Source organism: Cupriavidus necator N-1 (assembly GCF_000219215.1).
Lineage (GTDB): Bacteria > Pseudomonadota > Gammaproteobacteria > Burkholderiales > Burkholderiaceae > Cupriavidus > Cupriavidus necator.
The window spans coordinates 2,429,665-2,452,293 of sequence record NC_015726.1; the positions used below are offsets into that span (position 1 = coordinate 2,429,665).

At 65.0% G+C, this 22,629-nt stretch carries 19 protein-coding genes; 2 read left to right on the forward strand and 17 right to left on the reverse strand.

The genetic code is table 11. The annotated features are described in order from the left end of the window. Positions 1-111: 111 nt before the first annotated feature. Entirely contained in the window at positions 112-2,238 is a 2,127-nt protein-coding gene (gene ppk1, locus CNE_RS11410; protein ID WP_080569549.1) for a polyphosphate kinase 1, read from the forward strand. Positions 2,239-2,305: 67 nt separating this feature from the next. On the opposite strand, the gene phoR is transcribed toward ppk1, so the two are convergent. The 11 genes from phoR to CNE_RS11465 all read right to left on the reverse strand — a co-directional run bounded on the left by phoR (position 2,306) and on the right by CNE_RS11465 (position 14,505). Further along, entirely contained in the window at positions 2,306-3,688 is a 1,383-nt protein-coding gene (gene phoR / locus CNE_RS11415; RefSeq protein WP_013957279.1) for a phosphate regulon sensor histidine kinase PhoR, read from the reverse strand. A gap of 135 nt (positions 3,689-3,823) precedes the next feature. After that, a complete protein-coding gene (phoB, locus tag CNE_RS11420) occupies positions 3,824-4,531 on the reverse strand; it encodes a phosphate regulon transcriptional regulator PhoB (RefSeq protein WP_013957280.1) in 708 nt (235 codons plus the stop codon). A gap of 28 nt (positions 4,532-4,559) precedes the next feature. After that, on the reverse strand, positions 4,560-5,264 hold the full coding sequence (gene phoU / locus CNE_RS11425; RefSeq protein WP_013957281.1) for a phosphate signaling complex protein PhoU: 705 nt from the start codon (positions 5,262-5,264) through the stop codon (positions 4,560-4,562). Positions 5,265-5,311: 47 nt separating this feature from the next. Beyond that, a complete protein-coding gene (gene pstB, locus CNE_RS11430; RefSeq protein ID WP_013957282.1) occupies positions 5,312-6,100 on the reverse strand; it encodes a phosphate ABC transporter ATP-binding protein PstB in 789 nt (262 codons plus the stop codon). A gap of 52 nt (positions 6,101-6,152) precedes the next feature. Beyond that, positions 6,153-7,052, reverse strand: a complete 900-nt coding sequence (gene pstA / locus CNE_RS11435) for a phosphate ABC transporter permease PstA (RefSeq protein ID WP_013957283.1) — start codon at positions 7,050-7,052, stop codon at positions 6,153-6,155. After that, complete coding sequence (gene pstC / locus CNE_RS11440) at positions 7,049-8,017, reverse strand: phosphate ABC transporter permease PstC (protein ID WP_013957284.1); 969 nt, start codon at positions 8,015-8,017, stop codon at positions 7,049-7,051. Before pstC ends, pstA begins: the two co-directional genes overlap by 4 nt. 118 nt (positions 8,018-8,135) lie before the next feature. Continuing rightward, on the reverse strand, positions 8,136-9,167 hold the full coding sequence (pstS, locus tag CNE_RS11445) for a phosphate ABC transporter substrate-binding protein PstS (RefSeq protein WP_013957285.1): 1,032 nt from the start codon (positions 9,165-9,167) through the stop codon (positions 8,136-8,138). Between the two features lie 231 nt (positions 9,168-9,398). Then, the gene (glmM, locus tag CNE_RS11450; RefSeq protein ID WP_013957286.1) at positions 9,399-10,742 is read right to left on the reverse strand and encodes a phosphoglucosamine mutase; all 1,344 of its coding nucleotides are present in this window, start codon (positions 10,740-10,742) and stop codon (positions 9,399-9,401) included. Positions 10,743-10,800: 58 nt separating this feature from the next. Next, complete coding sequence (gene folP, locus CNE_RS11455; protein WP_041228001.1) at positions 10,801-11,667, reverse strand: dihydropteroate synthase; 867 nt, start codon at positions 11,665-11,667, stop codon at positions 10,801-10,803. A gap of 135 nt (positions 11,668-11,802) precedes the next feature. Next, a complete protein-coding gene (gene ftsH, locus CNE_RS11460; protein ID WP_013957288.1) occupies positions 11,803-13,686 on the reverse strand; it encodes an ATP-dependent zinc metalloprotease FtsH in 1,884 nt (627 codons plus the stop codon). A 153-nt stretch (positions 13,687-13,839) separates the two neighbouring features. Continuing rightward, positions 13,840-14,505 carry an RlmE family RNA methyltransferase gene (locus tag CNE_RS11465; protein WP_010814316.1) on the reverse strand — a complete coding sequence of 222 codons (666 nt, stop codon included), beginning with the start codon at positions 14,503-14,505 and terminating at the stop codon, positions 13,840-13,842. 299 nt (positions 14,506-14,804) lie between these two features. On the opposite strand from CNE_RS11465, the gene CNE_RS11470 reads away from it, so the two are divergent. Further along, positions 14,805-15,308: a YhbY family RNA-binding protein gene (locus tag CNE_RS11470; protein ID WP_010814317.1), complete on the forward strand. Its 504-nt coding sequence runs from the start codon at positions 14,805-14,807 to the stop codon at positions 15,306-15,308. A gap of 86 nt (positions 15,309-15,394) precedes the next feature. Here the strand turns inward: CNE_RS11470 and CNE_RS11475 are convergent, their stop codons facing one another. From CNE_RS11475 to CNE_RS11500, 6 genes are all read right to left on the reverse strand, one after another. Further along, positions 15,395-15,898: a DUF4149 domain-containing protein gene (locus tag CNE_RS11475; protein ID WP_013957289.1), complete on the reverse strand. Its 504-nt coding sequence runs from the start codon at positions 15,896-15,898 to the stop codon at positions 15,395-15,397. 54 nt (positions 15,899-15,952) lie between these two features. Next, complete coding sequence (greA, locus tag CNE_RS11480; protein ID WP_013957290.1) at positions 15,953-16,429, reverse strand: transcription elongation factor GreA; 477 nt, start codon at positions 16,427-16,429, stop codon at positions 15,953-15,955. Between the two features lie 248 nt (positions 16,430-16,677). Then, on the reverse strand, positions 16,678-19,926 hold the full coding sequence (gene carB / locus CNE_RS11485) for a carbamoyl-phosphate synthase large subunit (protein WP_013957291.1): 3,249 nt from the start codon (positions 19,924-19,926) through the stop codon (positions 16,678-16,680). Between the two features lie 100 nt (positions 19,927-20,026). After that, a complete protein-coding gene (gene leuE / locus CNE_RS11490) occupies positions 20,027-20,704 on the reverse strand; it encodes a leucine efflux protein LeuE (protein ID WP_013957292.1) in 678 nt (225 codons plus the stop codon). Positions 20,705-20,742: 38 nt separating this feature from the next. After that, positions 20,743-21,879 carry a glutamine-hydrolyzing carbamoyl-phosphate synthase small subunit gene (gene carA, locus CNE_RS11495; RefSeq protein WP_013957293.1) on the reverse strand — a complete coding sequence of 379 codons (1,137 nt, stop codon included), beginning with the start codon at positions 21,877-21,879 and terminating at the stop codon, positions 20,743-20,745. A gap of 334 nt (positions 21,880-22,213) precedes the next feature. After that, positions 22,214-22,624, reverse strand: coding sequence for a RidA family protein (locus CNE_RS11500; RefSeq protein WP_013957294.1), 411 nt, complete (start codon positions 22,622-22,624; stop codon positions 22,214-22,216). Between the last annotated feature and the right edge of the window lie 5 nt (positions 22,625-22,629).

Genomic DNA, 22,629 nt, shown 5'->3' on the forward strand with positions numbered 1-22,629 from the left:
GCAGGTGCACTCTGGTGCCTTGGCCTGCCGGCGTTCGCGCCCGGGAAAAATATGTCCTGGTCATGTCTGCATCATGACAAAATCAAACTGTCATAAAAGTGACACGTTTTTATGAAAAAGTCGCCACATTACCAAAAGAAGGTCATGCTCATGTCGACGACTCCGTCCAGTACGCTGCTCAACCGCGAACTGGGCATCCTGGAATTCAATGCCCGCGTGCTGGCACAGGCGGCGGACCCGAAAGTCCCGCTGCTGGAGCGGCTGAAATTCATCTGCATCGTGTCCAGCAACCTGGACGAGTTCTTTGAAATCCGCATGGCGGGCCTGAAGGAACAGATGCGCGACAACGCTTCGGGCCTGACGCCGGACGGCCTGTCATTCCAGCAGACCTACCAGCTTGTCACCGAGCGCACGCAACGGCTTGTGGCTTCGCAGTATGACATGCTGCAGAACACCATTTTTCCACTACTTGAAAAAGAGGGGGTCTTTTTCCACCTGACCACCACCTGGACCGACGCCCAGCGCGAATGGGCGCGCGAGTTCTTCCAGCGCGAACTGGGGCCGGTGCTGACCCCGATTGCGCTGGATCCCGCCCATCCCTTTCCCCGCGTGCTCAACAAGAGCCTGAACTTCGTGGTGGAATTGTCCGGCAAGGACGCGTTCGGCCGCGACGCCGACCTGGCCATCGTGCAGGCGCCGCGCGCGCTTCCGCGCGTGGTGAAGATGCCGGAGAAGCTGTCGGGCTACCCGTACGGCTTCGTGATGCTGTCATCCTTCATGCAGGGCTTCGTGCATGAGCTGTTCCCGGCCATTGCCGTGCACGGTTGCTACCAGTTCCGCGTCACGCGCAACTCCGACCTGTTCGTCTCGGAAGACGAGATCACCGACCTGCGCGAGGCGCTGCAGGGCGAACTGCCCACGCGCCATTTCGGCGACACGGTGCGCCTGGAAGTCTCTTCGGACACGCCGGCACCGCTGGCGCGCCGGCTGCTGCTGGAATCGGGCCTCGCCGAGCAGGACCTGTACCGCGTTTCCGGCCCGGTGAACCTGGTGCGGCTGATGCAGATCCCCGACATGGTGGACCGGCCCGCGCTGAAGTTTGCGCCGTATGTGCCCGCCCCGGTCAAGGCCTTCTCCGCCGGCGCGTCGATGTTCGACGTGATGCGACAGCAGGACGTGCTGCTGCACCACCCGTACGAGAGCTTCAGTTCTGTGCTCGACCTGCTGCAGCTGGCAGCGGCCGACCCCAACGTGGTCGCGATCAAGCAGACGGTCTATCGCACCGGCAATGAGTCGCTGGTCATGGAAGCGCTGATGACCGCCGCGCGCAACGGCAAGGAAGTCACGGTGGTGGTGGAGCTGCTGGCACGCTTTGACGAGGAGACCAACATCAACTGGGCCGAGCGCCTGGAATCCGCGGGCGCACACGTGATCTACGGCGTGGTCGGCCACAAGTGCCACGCCAAGATGCTGCTGATCGTTCGGCGCGAGCCCACCGGCCCCAAGGTCAAGCAGGTCAAGCTGCGGCGCTACGCCCACCTCGGCACCGGCAACTACCATCCGCGCACCGCCCGCCTCTACACCGACTTCGGCCTGCTGACGGCCAACGAGGAGATCTGCGAAGACGTGCACCACGTGTTCCAGCTGCTGACCGGCACCGCCGGCACCATCCGGCTGAACCACCTGTGGCAGTCGCCCTTCACCATGCAGAGCAACCTGGTCGACCATATCCGCGCCGAAGCCCGCAACGCGCGCGCCGGCAAGCCCGCGCGCATCATCGCCAAGATGAACGCGCTGCTGGAGCCGTCGATCATCGACGAGCTGTACAAGGCCTCGCGCGCGGGAGTGAGGATCGACCTGATCGTGCGCGGCGTGTGCGCGCTGATGCCGGGCGTGCCGGGCATGTCCGAGAACATCTCGGTGCGCTCGATCATCGGCCGCTTCCTGGAACACCACCGGGTCTACTATTTCCACGCCGGCGGCGAAGAGGTGCTGTACCTGTCCAGCGCCGACTGGATGGACCGCAACCTGTTCCGCCGCGTCGAAGTTGCCTTCCCGGTGCTGGACAAGGCGCTGAAGGCGCGCGTCATCAAGGAAAGCCTGCAGGTACACCTGCGCGACAACGCCTCGGCATGGATCATGCAGCCGGACGGCAACTATGCGCGCACGCAGACGCGCTCGAAGCGTCCGCATGTGAGCCAGAACGATATGCTGGTGATGTTCGGCGGCACACCCTGAGCGGGCTCTATGCTTCCCTGAGGCATGGCATGCAAAACCCCGCCGCGGCGGGGTTTTCCTTTACGGGTCAGGCGGCGCGGCGCGAGGTGTCCGGCGACTGCGGCGGCGCGGTCGGGCCGGTGCCTGGCGTTGGCATGTCCGCACCCTCCCCAGCCGAACGCAGGCTGCGCTCAAGCGGAAAGATCACGCGGAACACGCTGCCCCGGCCCTCCTCGCTGGTCACGCGCAAGTCCGCATGGTGGCGTGACAGCACGTGCTTGACGATGGCCAGCCCCAGCCCGGTGCCGCCGGTGTCGCGCGAGCGGCTGCGGTCCACGCGGTAGAAGCGCTCGGTCAGCCGGGGAATATGCTCGGGCGCAATGCCCAGGCCGGTATCGGCCACGGAGAACACGGCATGGCCCTCTTCCCAGGCCAGGCGCATGGTGATACGCCCGCCATCCGGCGTGTAGCGCACCGCGTTCGACACCAGGTTGCCCAGCGCCGACAGCAGTTCGGTTTCCGCGCCGCGCACCCCCACGGTCGGGTCGATATCGGCCGAGACCTGGTGCCGTCCCTGCGAGAGCGCCTCGGCGTCGTGGCTCAGGTGCGCCACCATGGCACGGATCGGCACGATGTCATTGCCGGGCGGCTGCGCATCGCTTTCCAGCTTGGCCAGCGCCAGCAGGTCTTCGACGATGCTCTGCATGCGCACCGACTGCGCCAGCATCATGTCGATGTAGCGGCGCCGGTCGTCCTCCGACACCGGCAGGTCACGCACGGTCTCCAGGAAGCCGGTCAGCACCGTCAGCGGCGTCTTCAGTTCGTGCGACACGTTGGCAACGAAGTCGCGCCGCATCGCCTCGGTGTTTTCGAGCTTGGTGATGTCCTGGGTGATCACCAGCTTGCGGTTGTCGCCATAGGGCAGGATCTGCACCGCGATCACGCTGTGCTTGTGTTCGCCCATGTCGCGCATCACCAGCGGATCGTCGAAACGCTGCCGGGTCAGGTAGTGGACGAACTCGGGGCGGCGGATCAGGTGGGTGATGCGCTGGCGCACGTCGCGCCGCGCGTTCAGGCCGAAATGCTGCTCTGCCACGTCGTTGCACCACTCGATCTGGTCGGCGTCGTCCAGCATCAGCACTCCGTTGGGCGAAGCCTGGATGGCCTGGATAAAGCGCGTGTGCTGCTGCTCGACCTGCAGAACCTGGGTGCGCCAGCGCTTGACGAGCCGGTGCAGCCGGTAATACACCTCGCCCCAAAGCCCGAGTGCACTGGGGATCTCGCCGTAGACCGGCGCATCGAGCACCTTCCACAGGCGGTTGATCTGGTACAGGTAGTAGAACAGCAGCCCGAGCAGCGATACGCACGCCAGCGCCAGCGCCGGCACCGGGCCCACGGCCAGGTAGACACCGGCGGACAGCACCAGCAGGCTGATCAGGATGGCCACGGAACGGGCCCAGATGACATTCATGCGCAGGCTTCAGGCTCGCAGCCACGGAAGGCTGCAGGGTTGCGACGGAGTGTGCCACGAATTCGCCGCGCCCTGCCAGCAGCGTGGGCCATCCTGGCCGGACGGTACGTCAGCCGCCCGGCCATGCCCGGCGCGTCAGGCGCCGGGCGTGCGCGCCAGGCGGTAGCCACTGCCGCGCACGGTTTCGATCATATTGCTGTAGCCGCCGGGGGTGAGCGCGGCGCGCAGGCGCTTGATATGGACATCGACGGTGCGCTCCTCGACAAAGACATGGTCGCCCCAGACCTGGTCGAGCAGTTGCGAGCGGCTGTGCACGCGCTCCGGATGTGTCATCAGGAAGTGCAGCAGGCGGAACTCGGTCGGACCCAGGTCCAGCTTGATCGCGCCGCTGTCGTCCTGGCCGGTGACGCGGTGCGTGGCCGGGTCCAGGCGCAGGCCGTTGATGGCCACCACGTCGTCGGTCAGCTGCGGTGCGCGGCGGCGCAGCACGGCCTTGATCCGCGCCAGCAGTTCCTTGGGCGAGAACGGCTTGGTGACGTAGTCGTCGGCGCCGGCCTCAAGCCCCATCACCTTGTCCTGCTCATCGCCGCGGGCAGTCAGCATGATGATGGGGATCTGGCGGGTGCGGTCGTTGGCCCGCAACTCCTTGGCGAAGTTTGCGCCCGACTTGCCCGGGAGCATCCAGTCGAGCAGCACCAGGTCGGGCAGCACATCGCTCATCAGCGACAGCGCCTGCTCGGCGTTGTAGGCCCGGATCGGATAGTGCCCCGCGTGCTGCAGGTTTACCGCGATCAGTTCGGCGATCGCCGGTTCGTCTTCGACAACGAGAATACTGCTTGGCATGTGTATTGTTCTCCGTGGGCGGCTGAGTTCAGCTCAGCGCTTCGCGCTCCATGTCCTCGCGCGAGACATGGCGGACGTCCGTCCCCTTGACAATGTAAATGATAAATTCCGCGATGTTCTTGGCGTGATCGCCAATGCGCTCCACCGCCTTGGCGATAAACAGGAAATCCAGCGCGACCGAGATCGTACGCGGGTCTTCCATCATGTACGTGATCAGCTTGCGCACGAAGCCGCGGAATTCCTCGTCGATGGCCTTGTCGTCCTTGACGATGCGCGCCGCCGCCACGGTGTCCAGGCGCGCAAAGGCGTCCAGCGCCTGGCGCAGCAGCGAAATCGCCATCTCGCCCGAGAGCTTGACCTCGGCGTAGTTGATGCTGTGCGCCGACGCGTCTTCCATGATGTGCTTGGTACGCTTGGCGATCTTCTCGGCTTCGTCGCCGGCGCGCTCCAGGTTGGTGATGGTCTTGGAGATGGCCATCACCAGGCGCAGGTCGCGCGCGGTCGGCTGGCGCCTGGCGATGATGTTGCCGCAGTCGGCATCGATCTCGACTTCCAGCGCGTTGAGCTGGATCTCCCGGGCGATGACCTGGTCCGCGGTCTCGCCGTCGAAGTCGGTCAGCGCGCGCATGGCGAGTTCGATCTGCGACTCGACCAGGCCGCCCATCTGCAGCAGCTTGGTGTTGATCGCGTTGAGGTCAGCGTCGAACTGGGTCGACAGGTGCTTGTCTGGCATGGGATTCTCCTGGCCGCTTATGGATATGCTACGCCCTGCGGTGACGATCAGCCGAACCGGCCGGTAATGTAGTCTTCCGTTTCCTTGCGGTGCGGCTTGATGAAGATTTTCTCGGTCTCGCCGAACTCGATCAGCTCGCCCAGGTACATGTAGGCGGTGTAGTCGGAGCAGCGCGCCGCCTGCTGCATGTTATGGGTGACGATCACGACCGTGTACTCGTCCTTCAGTTCCGCGATCAGCTCTTCGATGCGGCCAGTGGAGATCGGGTCCAGCGCCGAGCACGGCTCGTCCAGCAGCAGCACTTCGGGGCGGATGGCAATGCCGCGCGCGATGCACAGGCGCTGCTGCTGGCCGCCGGACAGGCCGTAGCCCGACTGGTGCAGCTTGTCCTTGGCTTCGTTCCACAGCGCCGCCTTGGTCAGCGCCCATTCCACGCGGTCGTCCATCTCCGAGCGCGACAGCTTCTCGAACAGGCGCACGCCGAAGGCGATGTTGTCGTAGATCGACATCGGGAACGGCGTCGGCTTCTGGAACACCATGCCGACCTTGGCGCGCAGCAGCGCGATGTCCTGGCGGGCGGTCAGCAGGTTTTCGCCGTCCATGTTGATCTCACCCTCGGCGCGCTGTTCGGGGTACAGCGCATACATCTTGTTGAAGGTGCGCAGCAGCGTCGACTTGCCGCAGCCCGACGGCCCGATGAAGGCCGTGACCTTGCGGTCCGGGATCGACATGTTGATGTCTTTCAGCGCATGGAACTGGCTGTAGTAGAAGTTCAGGTTGCGCACGTCGATCTTGGCGCGTACCGAATCGGGAATGTCGATGACGGTGGAGGTCATTGCGTTTCTCGCTTGCAGTCTTTGGGACGGGACGGATTACCGGCCGCGCCGCTTATTTCTTGAACAGGATGCGCGCCAGGATATTCAATGCCAGCACGCCGAGCGTAATCAGGAACACACCCGCCCAGGCCAGCTGCTGCCATTCGGTGAACGGGCTCATGGCAAAGCGGAAGATCGTCACCGGCAGGTTGGCCATCGGCTTGTTCAGGTCGCTGGTCCAGAACTGGTTGGACAGCGCGGTGAACAGCAGCGGCGCGGTCTCGCCGGCGATACGCGCGACGGCCAGCAACACCCCGGTCACAATCCCGGCGTAGGATGACTTCACGGTGATCGACAGCACCATCTTCCACTTGGGCGTGCCGAGTGCGAAGGCAGCCTCGCGCAGCGCGTTGGGCACCAGGTTCAGCATGTTCTCGGTGGTGCGCACCACGATCGGCACCTGCAGCAGCGCCAGCGCACAGATCCCGGCCCAGCCCGAGAAGTGGCCCATGCGGGTCACCACCAGCGCGTAGACAAAGAGGCCGATCACGATCGACGGCGCCGACAGCAGGATGTCGTTGATAAAGCGGATAAGGCTGGCCAGCGGCGAGCTCTTGCCGTACTCGGCCAGGTAGATGCCGGCCAGGATGCCCAGCGGCGTACCGAACAGCGTGGCCATGCCGACCATCACGAAGCTGCCGAAGATGGCGTTGGCCAGGCCGCCGCCGGCGGTATTGGGCGCTGGCGTCATCTGCGTGAACAGGTCCAGCGACAGGCCGCCCACGCCCAGCGTGACGGTGGTCCACAGGATCCACGCCAGCCAGAACAGGCCGAAGCCCATCGCCGCCAGCGAGGCGGTCAGTGCGTACAGGTTGGTGCGGCGGCGGCGCGCCTGCAGCCGGGTGCGGATGGCATCCGCGTCGGGGCGGACCGCCGGGATCGATACGGTAGACACGGCTTGACTCACGCTCATTTGGTTCCCTCATTCTTTGCCAGTCGCAGCAGCAGCAGCTTGGACAGCGCCAGCACCACGAAGGTAATGAAGAACAGGATCAGGCCCAGTTCCATCAGCGCGGCGGTGTGCAGGCCGGCGCCGGCTTCGGCGAACTCGTTGGCCAATGCCGAGGTGATGCTGTTGCCCGGCGAGAACAGCGAGGCGTTGTCCAGCAGGTTGGTATTGCCGATCACGAAGGTGACGGCCATGGTCTCGCCCAGTGCGCGGCCCAGGCCCAGCATCACGCCGCCGATGACGCCGGCGCGGGTGTAGGGCAGCACCACGTTCCACATCACCTCCCAGGTGGTGCAGCCCACGCCGTAGGCGGATTCCTTGAGCAGTACCGGGGTGACTTCAAACACGTCGCGCATCACCGAGGCGATGTACGGGATGATCATGATCGCCAGAATCACGCCCGCACACAGCAGGCCGATGCCCAGCGGCGCTCCCTGGAACAGCTTGCCGACCACCGGCAGCTGGCCGACCGTGGCGGCCAGGGGCTTCTGGAAATACTCGCCGAAGATCGGTGCGAACACGAGCAGGCCCCACATGCCGTAGACGATCGACGGCACTGCGGCGAGCAGTTCGATGGCGGTGCCCAGCGGGCGGCGCAGCCAGGCCGGCGACAGTTCGGTCAGGAACAGCGCGATGCCGAAGCTGACCGGCACCGCGATGATCAGCGCGATCAGCGAGGTCACGATGGTGCCGTAGATGGGCACCAGCGCACCATAGACATCGGCGGGAGGATCCCACTCCGCGGTCCACAGGAAGCGCGCGCCGAAAGTCTGGATCGACGGCCAGGCGCTGATCGCGAGCGAGACGATGATGCCGCCCAGCAGCAGCAGCGTCACGATCGCGGCGCCTCGCGTCAGGCCGCCGAACAGGATGTCGCCCATGCGGCTCGGGGGCTGGACGTTGCGGATCTCGGAGGGGGTAGTCGCCATGTCGGGAATTCAGGGTGGATCGCCGCTCCCGCCTGGGCGGGAGCCCGGTGTCCGGGCCAGTTGCGGGCAGCCCGGCCACCGGCCCCGCACTCACGCGGGGCCAGCGATGCCGTCAGGATCAGTACAGCGCCTTGCCCGAGGCGTCCTTGACGCTGGTCTTCCAGGTCGAACGGATCTGGTTCACAACGTTTTCCGGCAGCGGCACGTAGTCGAGGTCGGCAGCCATGTTGGCGCCGCTCTTGTAGGCCCAGTCGAAGAACTTCAGCACTTCGGCGCCCTGCGCGGCCTTTTCCTGGTTCTTGTGGACCAGGATGAAGGTGGCGCCGGCGATCGGCCAGGCTTCCTTGCCCGACTGGTTGGTCAGGATCTGGTAGTAGCTCTTGCTCCAGTCCGCACCGGCGGCGGCGGCCTTGAAGGCGTCGTCACCCGGCTTGACCACGGCACCCGACGCGTTTTTCATGTTCAGGTGGGTCATCTTGTTCTGCTTGGCGTAGGCGTACTCGACATAGCCGATCGCGCCATTCAGGCGCTGCACGAAGGCGGCCACGCCCTCGTTGCCCTTGCCGCCGGTGCCGCCGCCCGGCCAGTTGACCGTGGTGCCTTCGCCCACCGCGCTCTTCCAGTCCGGGCTGACCTTGGACAGGTAGTTGGTGAAGATGAAGGTCGTGCCCGAACCGTCGGCGCGGCGCACCGGCAGGATGTCCTGGCTCGGCAGCTTGGCTTGCGGGTTCAGCGCCTTGATCGCGGGGTCATCCCACTTCTTGATCTTGCCCAGGTAGATGTTGGCCAGCACTTCGCCCGTGATGGTCAGTTCGCCCGGCTTCACGCCCTGCAGGTTGATCACCGGCACCACGCCGCCGATCACGGTCGGGAACTGGACCAGGCCCTGCTTGTTCAGGTCCTCGTCCTTCAGCGGCGCGTCCGAGGCACCGAAATCGACCGTCTTGGCCCCGATCTGCTTGATCCCGCCCGACGAGCCGATGGATTGATAGTTGACCTTGTTACCCGTTGCTTTTTGGTATGCGTCGGCCCACTTGGAATACACGGGCGCCGGGAAAGAAGCGCCTGCACCGGTAATTTCCGCCGCGAACGCAGTACCCGCCACCACCATCGAAACGATGCCTGCCACGGCAGTCTTGACCAGCTTCATATGTCCTCCAGAGAACATTGGTTGGGAATGACAAATTTTTGACAAGACGAACTCTATGCTCCCTGTATGACAATTCCGTGACATCTTCAAATCTTCTTGGAACCGGCCTCCAGCAAGGGATCGCCGCTGCCGTCCGGCTGTCATGCCGGCCCAATATTGCGGCGGTTAATTGCGATATCTGGCAAAAAAACGCCGGGACTAGCCCGGCGTTCCTGGTCAAGGTGCGGCGTATCAGGCGCCCAAGGCATCCGCCAGCCGCCTGGCCGCGCGCTCGGCCATTTCGGCCTGCTCGGCCTCGACCATCACGCGCACCACCGGTTCGGTGCCGGAGGCACGGATCAGCACCCGGCCGCGTCCTTCCAGCTCAGGCTCGACCGCCGCGCGCGCGGCCTGTAGGCCGGCATGCGACTGCCAGTCGAAGCCCTTCTGCACGCGCACATTGATCAGCGTCTGCGGGAACAGCCGTACGCCCTCGAGCAACTGCGCCAGGGTCTTGCCGCTGCGGCGCAGCGCGGCCAGCACCTGCAGCGCCGACACGATGCCGTCGCCGGTGCTGTGGCGGTCCAGGCACAACAGGTGGCCGGAACCCTCGCCGCCCAGCGTCCAGCTGCGCTTGTTCAACTCTTCGAGCACATAGCGGTCGCCCACCTTGGCGCGCACGAATTCCACGCCCTGGCGCTTGAGCGCCAGCTCGACCGCCATATTGGTCATCAGCGTGCCCACGGCACCGGGCACCGCCTGGCCGGCGGCCTGGCGGTCGCGCACGATCAGATACAGTAGTTCGTCGCCGTTGTAGAGACGGCCGTCGGCATCCACCACCTGCAAGCGGTCGGCGTCGCCGTCAAAGGCCAGGCCCAGGTTGGCGCCATGGGCCTTGACCGCCTCAATCAGCTTGCCCGGCGCGGTGGCGCCGTAGCCGTCGTTGATATTGCGGCCGTCCGGCTGGTTGCCGATCGAAATCACGTCGGCGCCCAGTTCATGGAACACGTGCGGCGCGATGTGGTAGGCCGCGCCATGGGCGCAGTCGACCACCAGCTTCAGGCCGTACAGGTCCTGCTCGTGCGGGAAGGTGCTCTTGCAGAACTCGATATAGCGCCCGGGGGCATCGTTGATGCGGCGCGCGCGGCCCAGGTCATCGGATGGCGCGCACACCATCGGCTCTTCGATGGCAGCCTCGATCTCCGCCTCGACCTCGTCGGGCAACTTGTCGCCGTCGGCCGAAAAGAACTTGATGCCGTTGTCGTAATAGGGATTGTGGCTGGCCGAGATCACCACGCCGGCGGACAGCCGCAGCGCCCGCGTCAGGTAGGCGATGCCCGGCGTCGGCAGCGGGCCGGTCAGCAGCACGTGCACGCCGGCCGAGGTAAAGCCGGCTTCCAGCGCCGCTTCCAGCATATAGCCGGAAATGCGCGTGTCCTTGCCGATCAGCACGGTCGGCTTGCCTTGCCCGGTCTTGGCGCCGTGGGCCAGCACCTTGCCGGCAGCATGGCCCAGCCGCATCACGAAGTCCGGCGTGATCGGCGCCTCGCCGACCCTGCCCCGCACGCCATCTGTCCCGAAATACTTGCGTGTCATTCGCTGATTCCCTTTCTGTACTCTGATCGTTGTTCTGTCCGCAGTGGCCGCGGCCGGTTCAGGCCGCGCCAACGGACTCGTTGCGCACCGCCCACCAGGTCTTCACGGCATCCACCGTCTGCTCCACATCATGCACGCGCACGATAAATGCTCCGCGCTCCAGCGCACACACCGCGGCGGCAATGCTGGCCGCAACACGCTGCTGCGGCGGCCGGCCACCGAGGACGGCGCCCAGCGTGGACTTGCGCGAAATGCCCGCCAGCACCGGCAGGCCCTCCAGCGCCAGCCGCGGCAATTGGCCGAGCAGGCGCAGATTATGATCGGGTGTCTTTCCGAAGCCAAACCCCGGATCGAGGGATATGCGCGCATCGTCGATGCCGGCAGCGCGCAGCACGGCAATGCGCTCGGCAAGGAACCCGGCCACCTCGGCGACCACGTCGTCGTAGTGCGGGTCTTCCTGCATGGTCTGCGGATCGCGCTGCATATGCATCACGCACAGGCCCGCCTGCCCCGCCGCCACGGCCTCGACCGCGCCCGGCATGCGGAAACCCCAGATATCGTTGATGAGATCGGCTCCGGCCGCAAGTGCGGCGCGCATGACCTCGGGCTTGTAGGTATCGATCGACAGCGGCTTGCCGCAGTTGCGCAGCGCTTCCACCACGGGGATCACGCGGGCCAGTTCGTCCTCAAGCGGCAGCGCGGCCGAGCCCGGGCGGCTCGACTCGCCACCGATATCGATGACGTCCACCCCCTCCTGGATCATCTGCTCCGCGTGGCGCAGCGCCGCATCGCGGCTGGCGTGCTGGCCGCCGTCGGAGAACGAATCTGGCGTGACATTGAGAATGCCCATGACCAGCGGGCGCTGGTCCAACGCATAGCGGAAACGTCCGCACTGGAAGTACCGGGTCTGAGGAGTCTGCTGCAAGGTCGGAATACTTGAGGAAAGTCTGTGCGCGAACCCGTCGCGCAAAAGGAAAAGCCGGTGCACCAGGCACCGGCTTCGGATACAGCCACTACACAGCCACCACCACTACGTCGTCAGCCAGACGAAGTCGCGGGATCAGGCCGTGGCAGGCGCGTTGGTCGGCGCCACCGGCGAGCCGCCCGAAGGCGTGCTGCCGCCACCATTCTGGCCCGACGCACTGCGCGGCGGACGCGGCGGCTTGCCGGCCATGATGTCATTGACCTGGTCGGCATCGATGGTTTCCCACTCCATCAGCGCGTTGGTCATGGCTTCGACCTTGTCGCGGTTCTCTTCGAGCAGGCGCTTGGCCAGCGCGTATTGCTCGTCGATGATGCGGCGGATCTCGGCGTCGACCTTCTGCTGCGTGGCTTCCGACACGGTCTTGGACGACAGCTTGCCGAACATGCCATCCTGCTCGGTATCCACGTAGACCATGGCGCCGAGCGAATCGCTCATGCCGAAGCGGGTCACCATGTCGCGGGCGATCTTGGTGGCGCGCTCGAAGTCGTTGGACGCACCGGTGCTCATGGCGTTGAGGAAGACCTCTTCCGCCGCACGGCCGCCGAAGAGGATCGCAACCTCTTCCAGCATGCTGTCCTTGTACTTCGAATACTTGTCATGCTCCGGCAGCTGCCAGGTCACGCCCAGCGCCCAGCCACGCGGCATGATCGTGACCTTGTGCACCGGGTCGGCCTTGGGCAGCAGCTTGGCCACCACCGCATGGCCCGACTCGTGGTAAGCCGTGGCACGGCGCTCTTCCTCGCGCATGACCGTCGACTTGCGCTCCGGACCCATGTAGATCTTGTCCTTGGCGTCCTCGAAGTCCTGCATGTCGACCACGCGCTTGCTGCGGCGGGCGGCAAACAGCGCGGCCTCGTTGACCAGGTTGGCCAGGTCGGCGCCCGAGAAGCCCGGGGTACCACGCGCGATCACCGAGGCGTCGACGTCGTTGCCGATCGGCACCTTGCGCATATGGACCTTCAGGATCTGCTCGCGGCCGCGGATGTCCGGCAGGCCCACATAGACCTGGCGGTCGAAACGGCCCGGACGCAGCAGCGCCTTGTCCAGCACGTCGGCACGGTTGGTCGCGGCGATCACGATCACGCCCGAGTTGGCCTCGAAGCCATCCATCTCGACCAGCATCTGGTTCAGGGTCTGCTCGCGCTCGTCGTTGCCGCCGCCCATGCCGGCGCCACGATGGCGGCCGACCGCGTCGATTTCATCGATGAACACGATGCAGGGGGCCTGCTTCTTGGCGTTCTCGAACATGTCGCGCACACGGGCCGCGCCCACGCCGACGAACATTTCAACGAAGTCGGAACCCGAGATGCTGAAGAACGGCACCTTGGCCTCGCCGGCGATGGCACGTGCCAGCAGCGTCTTGCCGGTACCCGGAGGGCCAACCAGCAGCACGCCGCGCGGGATGCGCCCGCCCAGCTTCTGGAACTTTTGCGGGTCCTTCAGGAAGTCGACCAGTTCGACCACTTCTTCCTTGGACTCATCGCAGCCGGCCACGTCCTGGAACGTGACGGCGTTCTGGTTTTCATCGATCAGGCGCGCACGCGACTTGCCGAATGAGAAAGCGCCGCCTTTGCCGCCACCCTGCATCTGACGCATCATGTAGAACCAGAACACGATGATCAGCAGGGTCGGCCCGAGGTAATACAGGGCCTGGACCAGCACGTTGGGTTCGTCGTCCGCCTTGCCGGTCACCTGGACGCCGTACTTCATCAGGTCGCCGACCATCCAGATGTCGCCCGGCGAGATGATGGTGTACTTGGCGCCCTCCTTAGGCGAGACCACCAGGTTGCGGCCCTGCACGTCGACACGCGACACCTTGCCGTTCTTGGCGTCATCCATGAACTGCGAATAGGTGACGCTGTCCTGCGCACGGGGCTTGTCGAACTGCTTGAAGACGGTAAACAGCACCAGCGCGATCACTAGCCAGATTGCCGCCTTTTGAAACAGGTTGTTATTCAAGGCCGAACTCCTTTGCAATTGCCTTGCCAACGGATAGCTGCATTGTAATGCAGCGCCCGCCCTCGGGGGGAAACAGAGAAACTATGATGCCGATAGCACCGGGTGGGGCACTTTCCACGCTTCTTTTTTCGCCCTGGCTTGTATCGAGACCGGTCAATCCACTGCCTTGAGGTAGCGCCCAAGGATAAAGGTTTCGGAAGACTTGTCGCGAGACGCCTTGGGCTTGCGTTTCGCAACCACTTTGAAATGCCGCTTGAACTTCTCCACGATCTGGCTGTAGCCGCTCCCGTGGAAGCACTTTACCAGCAATGCCCCCTCCGGCTTAAGGTGGGCCTGCGCAAATTCCAGCGCCAGGTCGCACAGGTACTCGATCCGTGCCGCATCGGCGAAGGCTACACCGGACAAATTGGGGGCCATGTCGGACAAAACAAGGTCAATCTTGTTACCGCCGGAGGCGTCCAGCACCACGCTTTCCAGTTCGCGGAAGACCGATTCCTCGCGGAAGTCACCCTGGATGAAAGTGACGTCAGCGACAGGTTCCATCGGCAGCAGGTCGATCGCGACCACGGCGCCATCGATCCTGCCGTCCTTGGCCCGGGGCGAGTCCGCCAGCTTGTTGCGGGCGTACTGGCTCCAGCTGCCGGGCGCCGCGCCCAGGTCGACGATCACCTGTCCCGGGCGGATCAGCTTGTCCTGCTCGTCGATCTCCTTGAGCTTGTAGGCCGCGCGGGCACGATAGCCCTCGCGCTGCGCCATTTTCACGTACGGATCGTTGATGTGGTCGTGCAGCCACGAATGATTGAACTTGTTTTTTGCCATGCCAGTTACCAGCCTGTTCCCTGCCCCCGCCCGCCGGTCAATGCCATCCGCGAAGGTTTTCCTACTGTTTTGATGATTTTGCTGCCCGACAGTGCCGGATTGACGGATAATACGCGCCAATCCGCATCCCGACCGCCAGCTCGCCTTATCAGCGGCCGGCTTGCCGCCCCCCGGGGCGGCCGTCGGCAGCCTGTCCTCGCCCGACCCGCCGTGTCACGACCGGCGCGGGCTGCAGCGCCCGATTTCCAGCGCCCAGCGCTCTATCACTATTTCAAGCGCCTAATAATCAGCGCCAACCTATGCCCGCTCTACAACTAGTCCCTGCTCAGCGCTCTGACCTGCGCTCCCGTGCCCATGCCCTGAACCCGGTCGTGATGGTCGGCGCCGAAGGCCTGACCCGTGCCGTACTGGCCGAGATCGACCGCAGCCTGGCCGCCCACGACCTGATCAAGATCCGCGTGTTCGGCGACGATCGCGATGCGCGCATCGCCATCTACGAGGAAATCTGCGACCAGCTCAGCGCCGCGCCGATCCAGCATATCGGCAAGCTGCTGGTGGTCTGGCGTCCGGGCGAAGCGCGCCTGAAGGAAAACCAGGCCGAAGACCTGGGCCGCCACACCCCCGCCCGCCGTGGTGGCGCGGCCCCGCGCACGGTGACGGTCAAGAAGCCCAGCGCTGCGCCGAACCGCCGTCCGACCCGCAAGGAAGTCACGGTGCTTGGCAACGAGCGCGTCACCGCCGGCGGCAATGTGAAGCGTTCGCGCGCACGCCCGACCAGCCAGAAGAAGAAGGCGCTGGGCTAAACACTGCCAGCTGAAGCATGACGGGGTCGCCGCCAGGCGCCCCCGATGCCGGCACGCCACGCCTGTGGCCGTGCCGGCGGCCGGTCTCACTCCCCGGCCGAACGCGGCGCCGAAGCGCGCCACACCAGCACCAGCGCCAGCAGGCTTTGCAGCAGGTAGAAGGCGCTCGACACGCCGTGCAGCATGCCGAACTGCGCCTTGTAAGGCGATTCCGAAACGCCGACACCCAGCGCCAGCGACTTTTCCTTCAGGCCGGCCATGAACGGCTGGGTGCCGAAGTAGCCCGCCAGCACGCAGCACAGCATGCCCAGCACTAGCCAGCGCAGGCCGCGATAGCGGTGGGCGCCGCGCCGGATCATCACGTTGCACAGCACCAGCTGCAACACACCGATGGTGACCCCGACGATGGCTTCAGTATGGAACAGGTGCCCGGCGATCATGCCCGCCGTCTCGCGGCTGGGCAGCACCGAAAACAGCGTCGGCGCCACCATGTAGCCGACGGTCCAGAGGCTGCCCGCCCACACCACCGTCAGCAGCAGGAAGATGCGGTGCGGCAGCGGCGGCAGATTGTTATAGGAATTGGAGAACACGTGCCGGTCTTTCCGGGGGCCGGGCCAGGTGCAAGCCTGCCGGCCGGGCCGGCGTCAGATATAGCGTACGGTAATGACTTCGTACTCGCGCTCGCCGCCAGGGGCCAGCACGGTTGCGACGTCGCCTTCGAACTTGCCGATCAGCGCACGCGCGATGGGCGAGCTGACCGAGATCTTGCCGACGTCAATGTCGGCCTCGTCATCGCCCACGATCTGGTAGCTGACGGGACTGCCGGACTCCAGGTCCTCCAGGTCAACGGTCGCGCCAAAGACGATGCGGCCGTCGGTGTCCAGCTGGGTCGGGTCGATGACCTGCGCGGCCGACAGCTTGGCCTCCACTTCCAGGATGCGGCCTTCGATAAAGGCCTGCTTCTCCTTGGCGGCGTCGTATTCGGCGTTTTCAGACAGGTCGCCCTGTGCGCGGGCTTCCGAGATTGCATTGATCACCGCCGGACGCTCGACAGCCTTCAGGCGCTGCAGTTCCTCCTTCAGGAGCTCTGCGCCACGCTTGGTAATCGGAATGGTGCTCATGTCTTCGTTCAACAAAAAAATGAGCCGCAGCGGAGCTGGAGCCATCCCTGGCCAATGCTGCCAGGGCACTTCCGCTCAACCGCGGCTTTCAGACAGGACCGAATGCGGGCACGCCACATCGATCGACGAATTTGACGTAGTTTAGGCCAGGAAGCCCGCCGGCAGCAACTCCGGCGGGCTTCCTGGCCTTGACCGGGCGCAATGCGCCCGGCCAGTGGCGATGTGCCGCTTGCCTTACGTACGGGGCTTCAGGCCAGCGAGGCGTGCAGGCTCTGCAGGTCGTAGACCTCCAGGCTCTGCATGTGCTTCAGGCCCTCCACCGCGGCGCGGGCGCCGGCGATGGTGGTGTAGTAAGGAATGCGGTGGGCCAGCGCCGAGGTACGGATCGAGCGCGAATCGGCAATCGCGGTGCGGGTCTCGTCCACGGTGGTGAACACCAGCGCCAGTTCGCCGTTCTTGATCATGTCCACGATATGCGGACGGCCGTCCTTGACCTTGTTGACCGTCTTGACCGGGATACCGGCGGCCTCGATGGCCGACGCGGTGCCGCGGGTGGCGACGATCGGGTAGCCCATGTCGTGCAGCATGCGGGCCACGCCGACTGCGCGCGGCTTGTCGCTGTCCTTCACGGTGATCAGCACGGTGCCCTTCTCCGGCAGGCGCGAACCCGCGGCCAGCTGGCTCTTGAACAGCGCCTCGCCGAAGGCCTTGCCCACGCCCATCACTTCGCCGGTCGAACGCATTTCAGGTCCGAGGACCGGATCGACGCCCGGGAACTTGTTGAACGGGAACACTGCTTCCTTGACGCTGTAGTACGGCGGGATGACTTCCTCGCCGATGCCCTGCTCGTCCAGCGACTGGCCGGCCATGCAGCGCGCGGCGATCTTGGCCAGCTGCAAGCCGGTGGCCTTGGATACGTACGGCACGGTACGCGAGGCGCGCGGGTTCACTTCCAGCACGTAGACGGTATCGACGCCGTCGTTCTGCTGGATCGCGAACTGCACGTTCATCAGGCCGACCACGTTCAGGGCGCGGGCCATGGCGGCGGTCTGGCGCTTCAGTTCGGCCACGGTCTCGGCCGACAGCGAGTACGGCGGCAGCGAGCAGGCGGAGTCGCCCGAGTGCACGCCAGCCTGCTCGATGTGCTCCATCACGCCGCCGATGAAGACGCGCTTGCCGTCGGAGATCGCATCGACGTCGCACTCGATGGCGTCGTTCAGGAAGCGGTCCAGCAGCACCGGGGAATCGTTCGAGACCTTGACGGCCTCGCGCATGTAGCGCTCGAGGTCGCGCGGCTCATGCACGATTTCCATGGCGCGGCCGCCCAGCACGTACGACGGGCGCACCACCAGCGGGTAGCCGATCTCTTCGGCCAGGCGCAGCGCTTCGTCCTCGGCACGCGCGGTGCGGTTGGGCGGCTGGCGCAGGCCCAGCTCCTGCAGCAGCTTCTGGAAGCGCTCGCGGTCTTCGGCCGCGTCGATCATGTCGGGGCTGGTGCCGATGATGGGCACGCCGTTGGCTTCCAGGTCCAACGCCAGCTTCAACGGGGTCTGGCCGCCGTACTGCACGATCACGCCGACGGGCTTTTCCTTGTCGACGATTTCCAGCACGTCTTCCAGCGTCAGCGGCTCGAAGTACAGGCGGTCCGAGGTGTCATAGTCGGTCGACACGGTTTCCGGGTTGCAGTTGACCATGATGGTCTCGTACCCGTCTTCGCGCAGCGCCAGAGCGGCGTGCACGCAGCAGTAGTCGAACTCGATGCCCTGGCCGATCCGGTTTGGGCCGCCGCCCAGCACCATGATCTTCTTCTTGTCGGTCGGCTGCGCTTCGCACTCGCCATGCTCGGCCTCGTAGGTCGAGTACATGTAGGCGGTGTTGGTGGCGAACTCGGCCGCGCAGGTGTCCACGCGCTTGTAGACCGGGCGCACGTTCTGGGCGATGCGCGCCTCGCGCACGGCCTTGGCATCGGTCTTCAGCAGCTTGGCCAGGCGGCGATCGGAGAAGCCCTTCTGCTTCAGGAAGCGCAGCTCGGCGGTCGACAGGCTGTCCAGCGTGCGCGCCTTGACCAGGCCTTCGGTCTTGATGATGTCTTCGATCTGGGCCAGGAACCAGGGGTCGATGTCGGTCTCGGCATAGACCTCTTCCAGCGACATGCCCAGGCGGAACGCGTCGCCCACGTACCAGATGCGGTCGGGGCCGGCTTCGCCGATTTCCTCGACAACCTCATCACGGTCCGACGACTTTTCATCCAGGCCGTCCACGCCCACTTCCAGGCCGCGCAGTGCCTTCTGGAACGATTCCTGGAAGGTGCGGCCCATGGCCATCACCTCACCCACCGACTTCATCTGGGTGGTCAGGTGGCTGTCAGCCTGCGGGAATTTCTCAAACGCGAAGCGCGGCACCTTGGTGACCACGTAGTCGATCGACGGCTCGAACGAAGCCGGGGTCGCGCCGCCGGTGATCTCGTTCTTCAGCTCGTCCAGCGTGTAGCCCACGGCCAGCTTGGCCGCGACCTTGGCGATCGGGAAGCCGGTGGCCTTGGACGCCAGCGCCGACGAACGCGACACGCGCGGGTTCATCTCGATGACGATCATGCGACCGTCCTTCGGGTTGATCGAGAACTGCACGTTGGAACCGCCGGTGTCGACGCCGATTTCGCGCAGCACGGCCAGCGACGCGTTGCGCAGGATCTGGTATTCCTTGTCGGTCAGGGTCTGGGCCGGGGCCACGGTGATCGAGTCGCCGGTGTGGATGCCCATCGGGTCCAGGTTCTCGATCGAGCAGATGATGATGCAGTTGTCCTTCTTGTCGCGGACCACTTCCATCTCATACTCTTTCCAGCCCAGCAGCGACTCTTCGATCAGCAGCTCGCGCGTCGGCGACAGATCCAAGCCGCGCTTGCAGATCTCTTCGAACTCTTCGCGGTTGTAGGCAATGCCGCCGCCGCTGCCGCCCAGCGTGAACGACGGGCGGATCACGATCGGGTAGCCGCCGCTGCCGGTTTCCTGGGCAATGCGCGACTGCACGGCCATGGCTTCGTCCATCGAGTGGGCGATGCCCGACTTGGCCGAACCCAGACCGATCTTGGTCATGGCGTCCTTGAACTTCTGGCGGTCCTCGGCCTTGTCGATGGCTTCCGGCGAAGCGCCGATCAGTTCGACCTTGTACTTCTCCAGCACGCCGTGGCGATACAGGTCCAGCGCGCAGTTCAGCGCGGTCTGGCCGCCCATGGTCGGCAGGATCGCGTCCGGGCGCTCCTTCTCGATGATGCGCTCGACCACTTCCCAGGTGATCGGCTCGATGTAGGTCACATCGGCCGTGTTGGGATCGGTCATGATGGTCGCCGGGTTCGAATTGACCAGGATGACCTTGAAGCCTTCCTCGCGCAGCGCCTTGCAGGCTTGGGCGCCGGAGTAGTCGAACTCGCACGCCTGGCCGATGATGATGGGGCCCGCGCCGATGATCAGGATGCTCTTGATGTCTGTGCGTTTTGGCATTGCACGCTCTCTTTGTTGGCCGGCCCGCTTGCATGCGGGCCGCGCCGGTAATCAGGGAATCCGTCCGGATTCGAAAATGTCAGCTTGTCCGCCGCCGCGCCTAGTTCATGGTGGCCGTCGCCAGCTTGGCGCCGAAACCGATGAACATCGCCCCCACCCCGCTCGACATGCCGGCCGACAGGCGCCGGCGGCGCCGGAATGCGTCGGCCAGCTTCGCGCCCACGAAGATGATCGTGGTCAGGTAGGCGAAGCTGCAGATCTGGCAGACCAGCCCCAGCACGCCGAACGACAGCACCGGGTAAGCGAAAGCCGGATCGACGAACTGGATGAAGAACGAGATGAAGAACAGGATCGCCTTCGGGTTCAGCAGGCTGATCAGGAGCGCCTTGCGGAACGGATCGGACTGGTCGGCCGTGCCCGCCGGCACGGTCGCGGCCGCGGCCGCATCGCCGCGCGCGGCCCAGTTGCGCACCGCGCCGCGCAGCATGTTGAAGCCGATCCACGCCAGGTAGGCCGCGCCGATGTACTTCACCACGTAGAACAACGCCGGGCTGGCCTTGAGCAGCGAGGCCACGCCCGCTGCCGACAGCACCATCAGCACGAAGTCACCCAGGAACACCCCGCATGCGCCCTTGTAGCCGGCACGCACGCCGCGCTGCGCCGCCACCGACAGCACATACATCGAGTTCGGCCCCGGCAGCAGCACGATAAAAATCGTGCCCAGCACATAGGTCCAGAAATCGGTGATGCCGAAGGCGGTATGTATGAAGGCGTTCATGGGATGTCCCTGAGGTCTGCGCTGTTCTTCTTGCCCGCTTACTTGCGCGCGTCCGTCATCAGCTTGATGAAGCGGTCGAACAGGTAAGCCACGTCGTTCGGGCCGGGCGAGGCTTCCGGGTGACCCTGGAAGCAGAAGGCCGGCTTGTCGGTCAGCGTGAAACCCTGCAGCGAACCGTCGAACAGCGACTTGTGCGTCACGCGCACGTTCGACGGAAGCGTGTCCGCGTCCACCGCGAAACCGTGGTTCTGCGACGTGATCACCACGCGGCCGTCGTCCAGGTCCTTGACCGGGTGGTTGGCGCCATGGTGGCCGAACTTCATCTTCAGGGTCTTGGCGCCGACCGCCAGGGCCATGATCTGGTGGCCCAGGCAGATGCCGAAGGTCGGGATGCCGCGCTCGATGAACTCGCGCGTGGCGGCGATGGCGTAGTCGCACGGCTCGGGGTCGCCGGGGCCGTTGGACAGGAACACGCCGTCCGGATTCAGCGCCAGCGCGTCGGCGGCACTCGCCTGCGCGGGCAGCACCGTCACCTTGCAGCCGCGCTCGGCCAGCATGCGCAGGATGTTGTACTTGACGCCGTAGTCATAGGCGACCACGTGGAACTGCGGCTTGTCCTGCTTGCCGTAGCCTTCGCCCAGCTTCCACTCGGTCTGGGTCCACTCGTACGGCTCCTTGACCGAAACCACCTTGGCCAGGTCCATGCCGGCCAGGCCGGGGAACGAGCGGGCCAGGTCGATGGCCTTCTGGACATTGTCTTCGCCGGCCAGGATGCAGCCGTTCTGGGCACCCTTTTCGCGCAGGATACGCGTCAGCTTGCGCGTATCGATGCCGGCGATGGCCACCACCTTTTCCTGCTTCAGGTAGTGGGCAAGGGTGTGCTCCTTGCGGAAGTTCGAGGCCAGGATCGGCAGATCCTTGATGATCAGGCCGGCGGCATGGACTTTCGTGGCTTCGACATCCTCAGGATTGACCCCGTAGTTACCGATATGCGGATACGTCAGCGTGACGATCTGCCGCGAGTAACTCGGGTCGGTGAGGATTTCCTGGTAACCGGTGATGGCGGTGTTGAACACCACTTCACCGATGGTATGGCCGGAAGCGCCAATGGAATAGCCACGAAAGACCGTGCCGTCTGCTAGCGCGAGAATGGCGGACGGAAAAGACGGTAACACGGGTAGGCTCCTGCTGGACTCACCCCGTGACCGACCAATCGACGCCTCGTGCCTCCCAGGCTGGATCCGTGACGGCGGCAGCGGCATTGCGCCGATGCGGTCGGATCCGGTCGCGACCTGCTTCTTGCGTCACATTGAATGCGGACAGCAAAGGCGGCGCGGATGGGGGCGGCGGAAGGTGGAAAGCGGTAGGCGCTAGGGTGAAGGGTTCTGAAAGCGAAACTTTCGAATTATATCCCGCGCCACCCATTTTCTCAAGTTTTCAAGGACTTGCACGCGGCAGCGGGCGGCGCCACCACGCCGCTGGCCGCCGTCCCGGCCTGTGCCTGCTACGTTACGCCTGCGGCGGCACGACCGCCGTGACCTCGATTTCCACCTTGGCGCGCGGCTCCACCAGGTCCGCGACCTCGACCGCCGTCATCGCCGGGAAGTGGCGGCCGATGATGGCCCGGTAGTGCTGGCCGATCGCCCCGTAGGCGCCGACATATTCCGCCTTGTCCTTCACATACCAGGTCATGCGCACGATATGCTCGGGCAGCGCGTCGCCGGCCGCCAGCACGGCAACCACGTTGCGCAGCGCCTGCGCCACCTGCAGGCCGAAGTCGTCGGTCTCGAATTCACATTTGCCGGTCCAGCCGATCTGGCCGCTGACAAAGAGGAGGCGGCTGCCGACCTGCATTTCGGTCATGGTGCCGTTGGCGTAGCCACGCGGGGGCGCCCAGTCGGGCGGCTGCAGGATGTTCATGATGC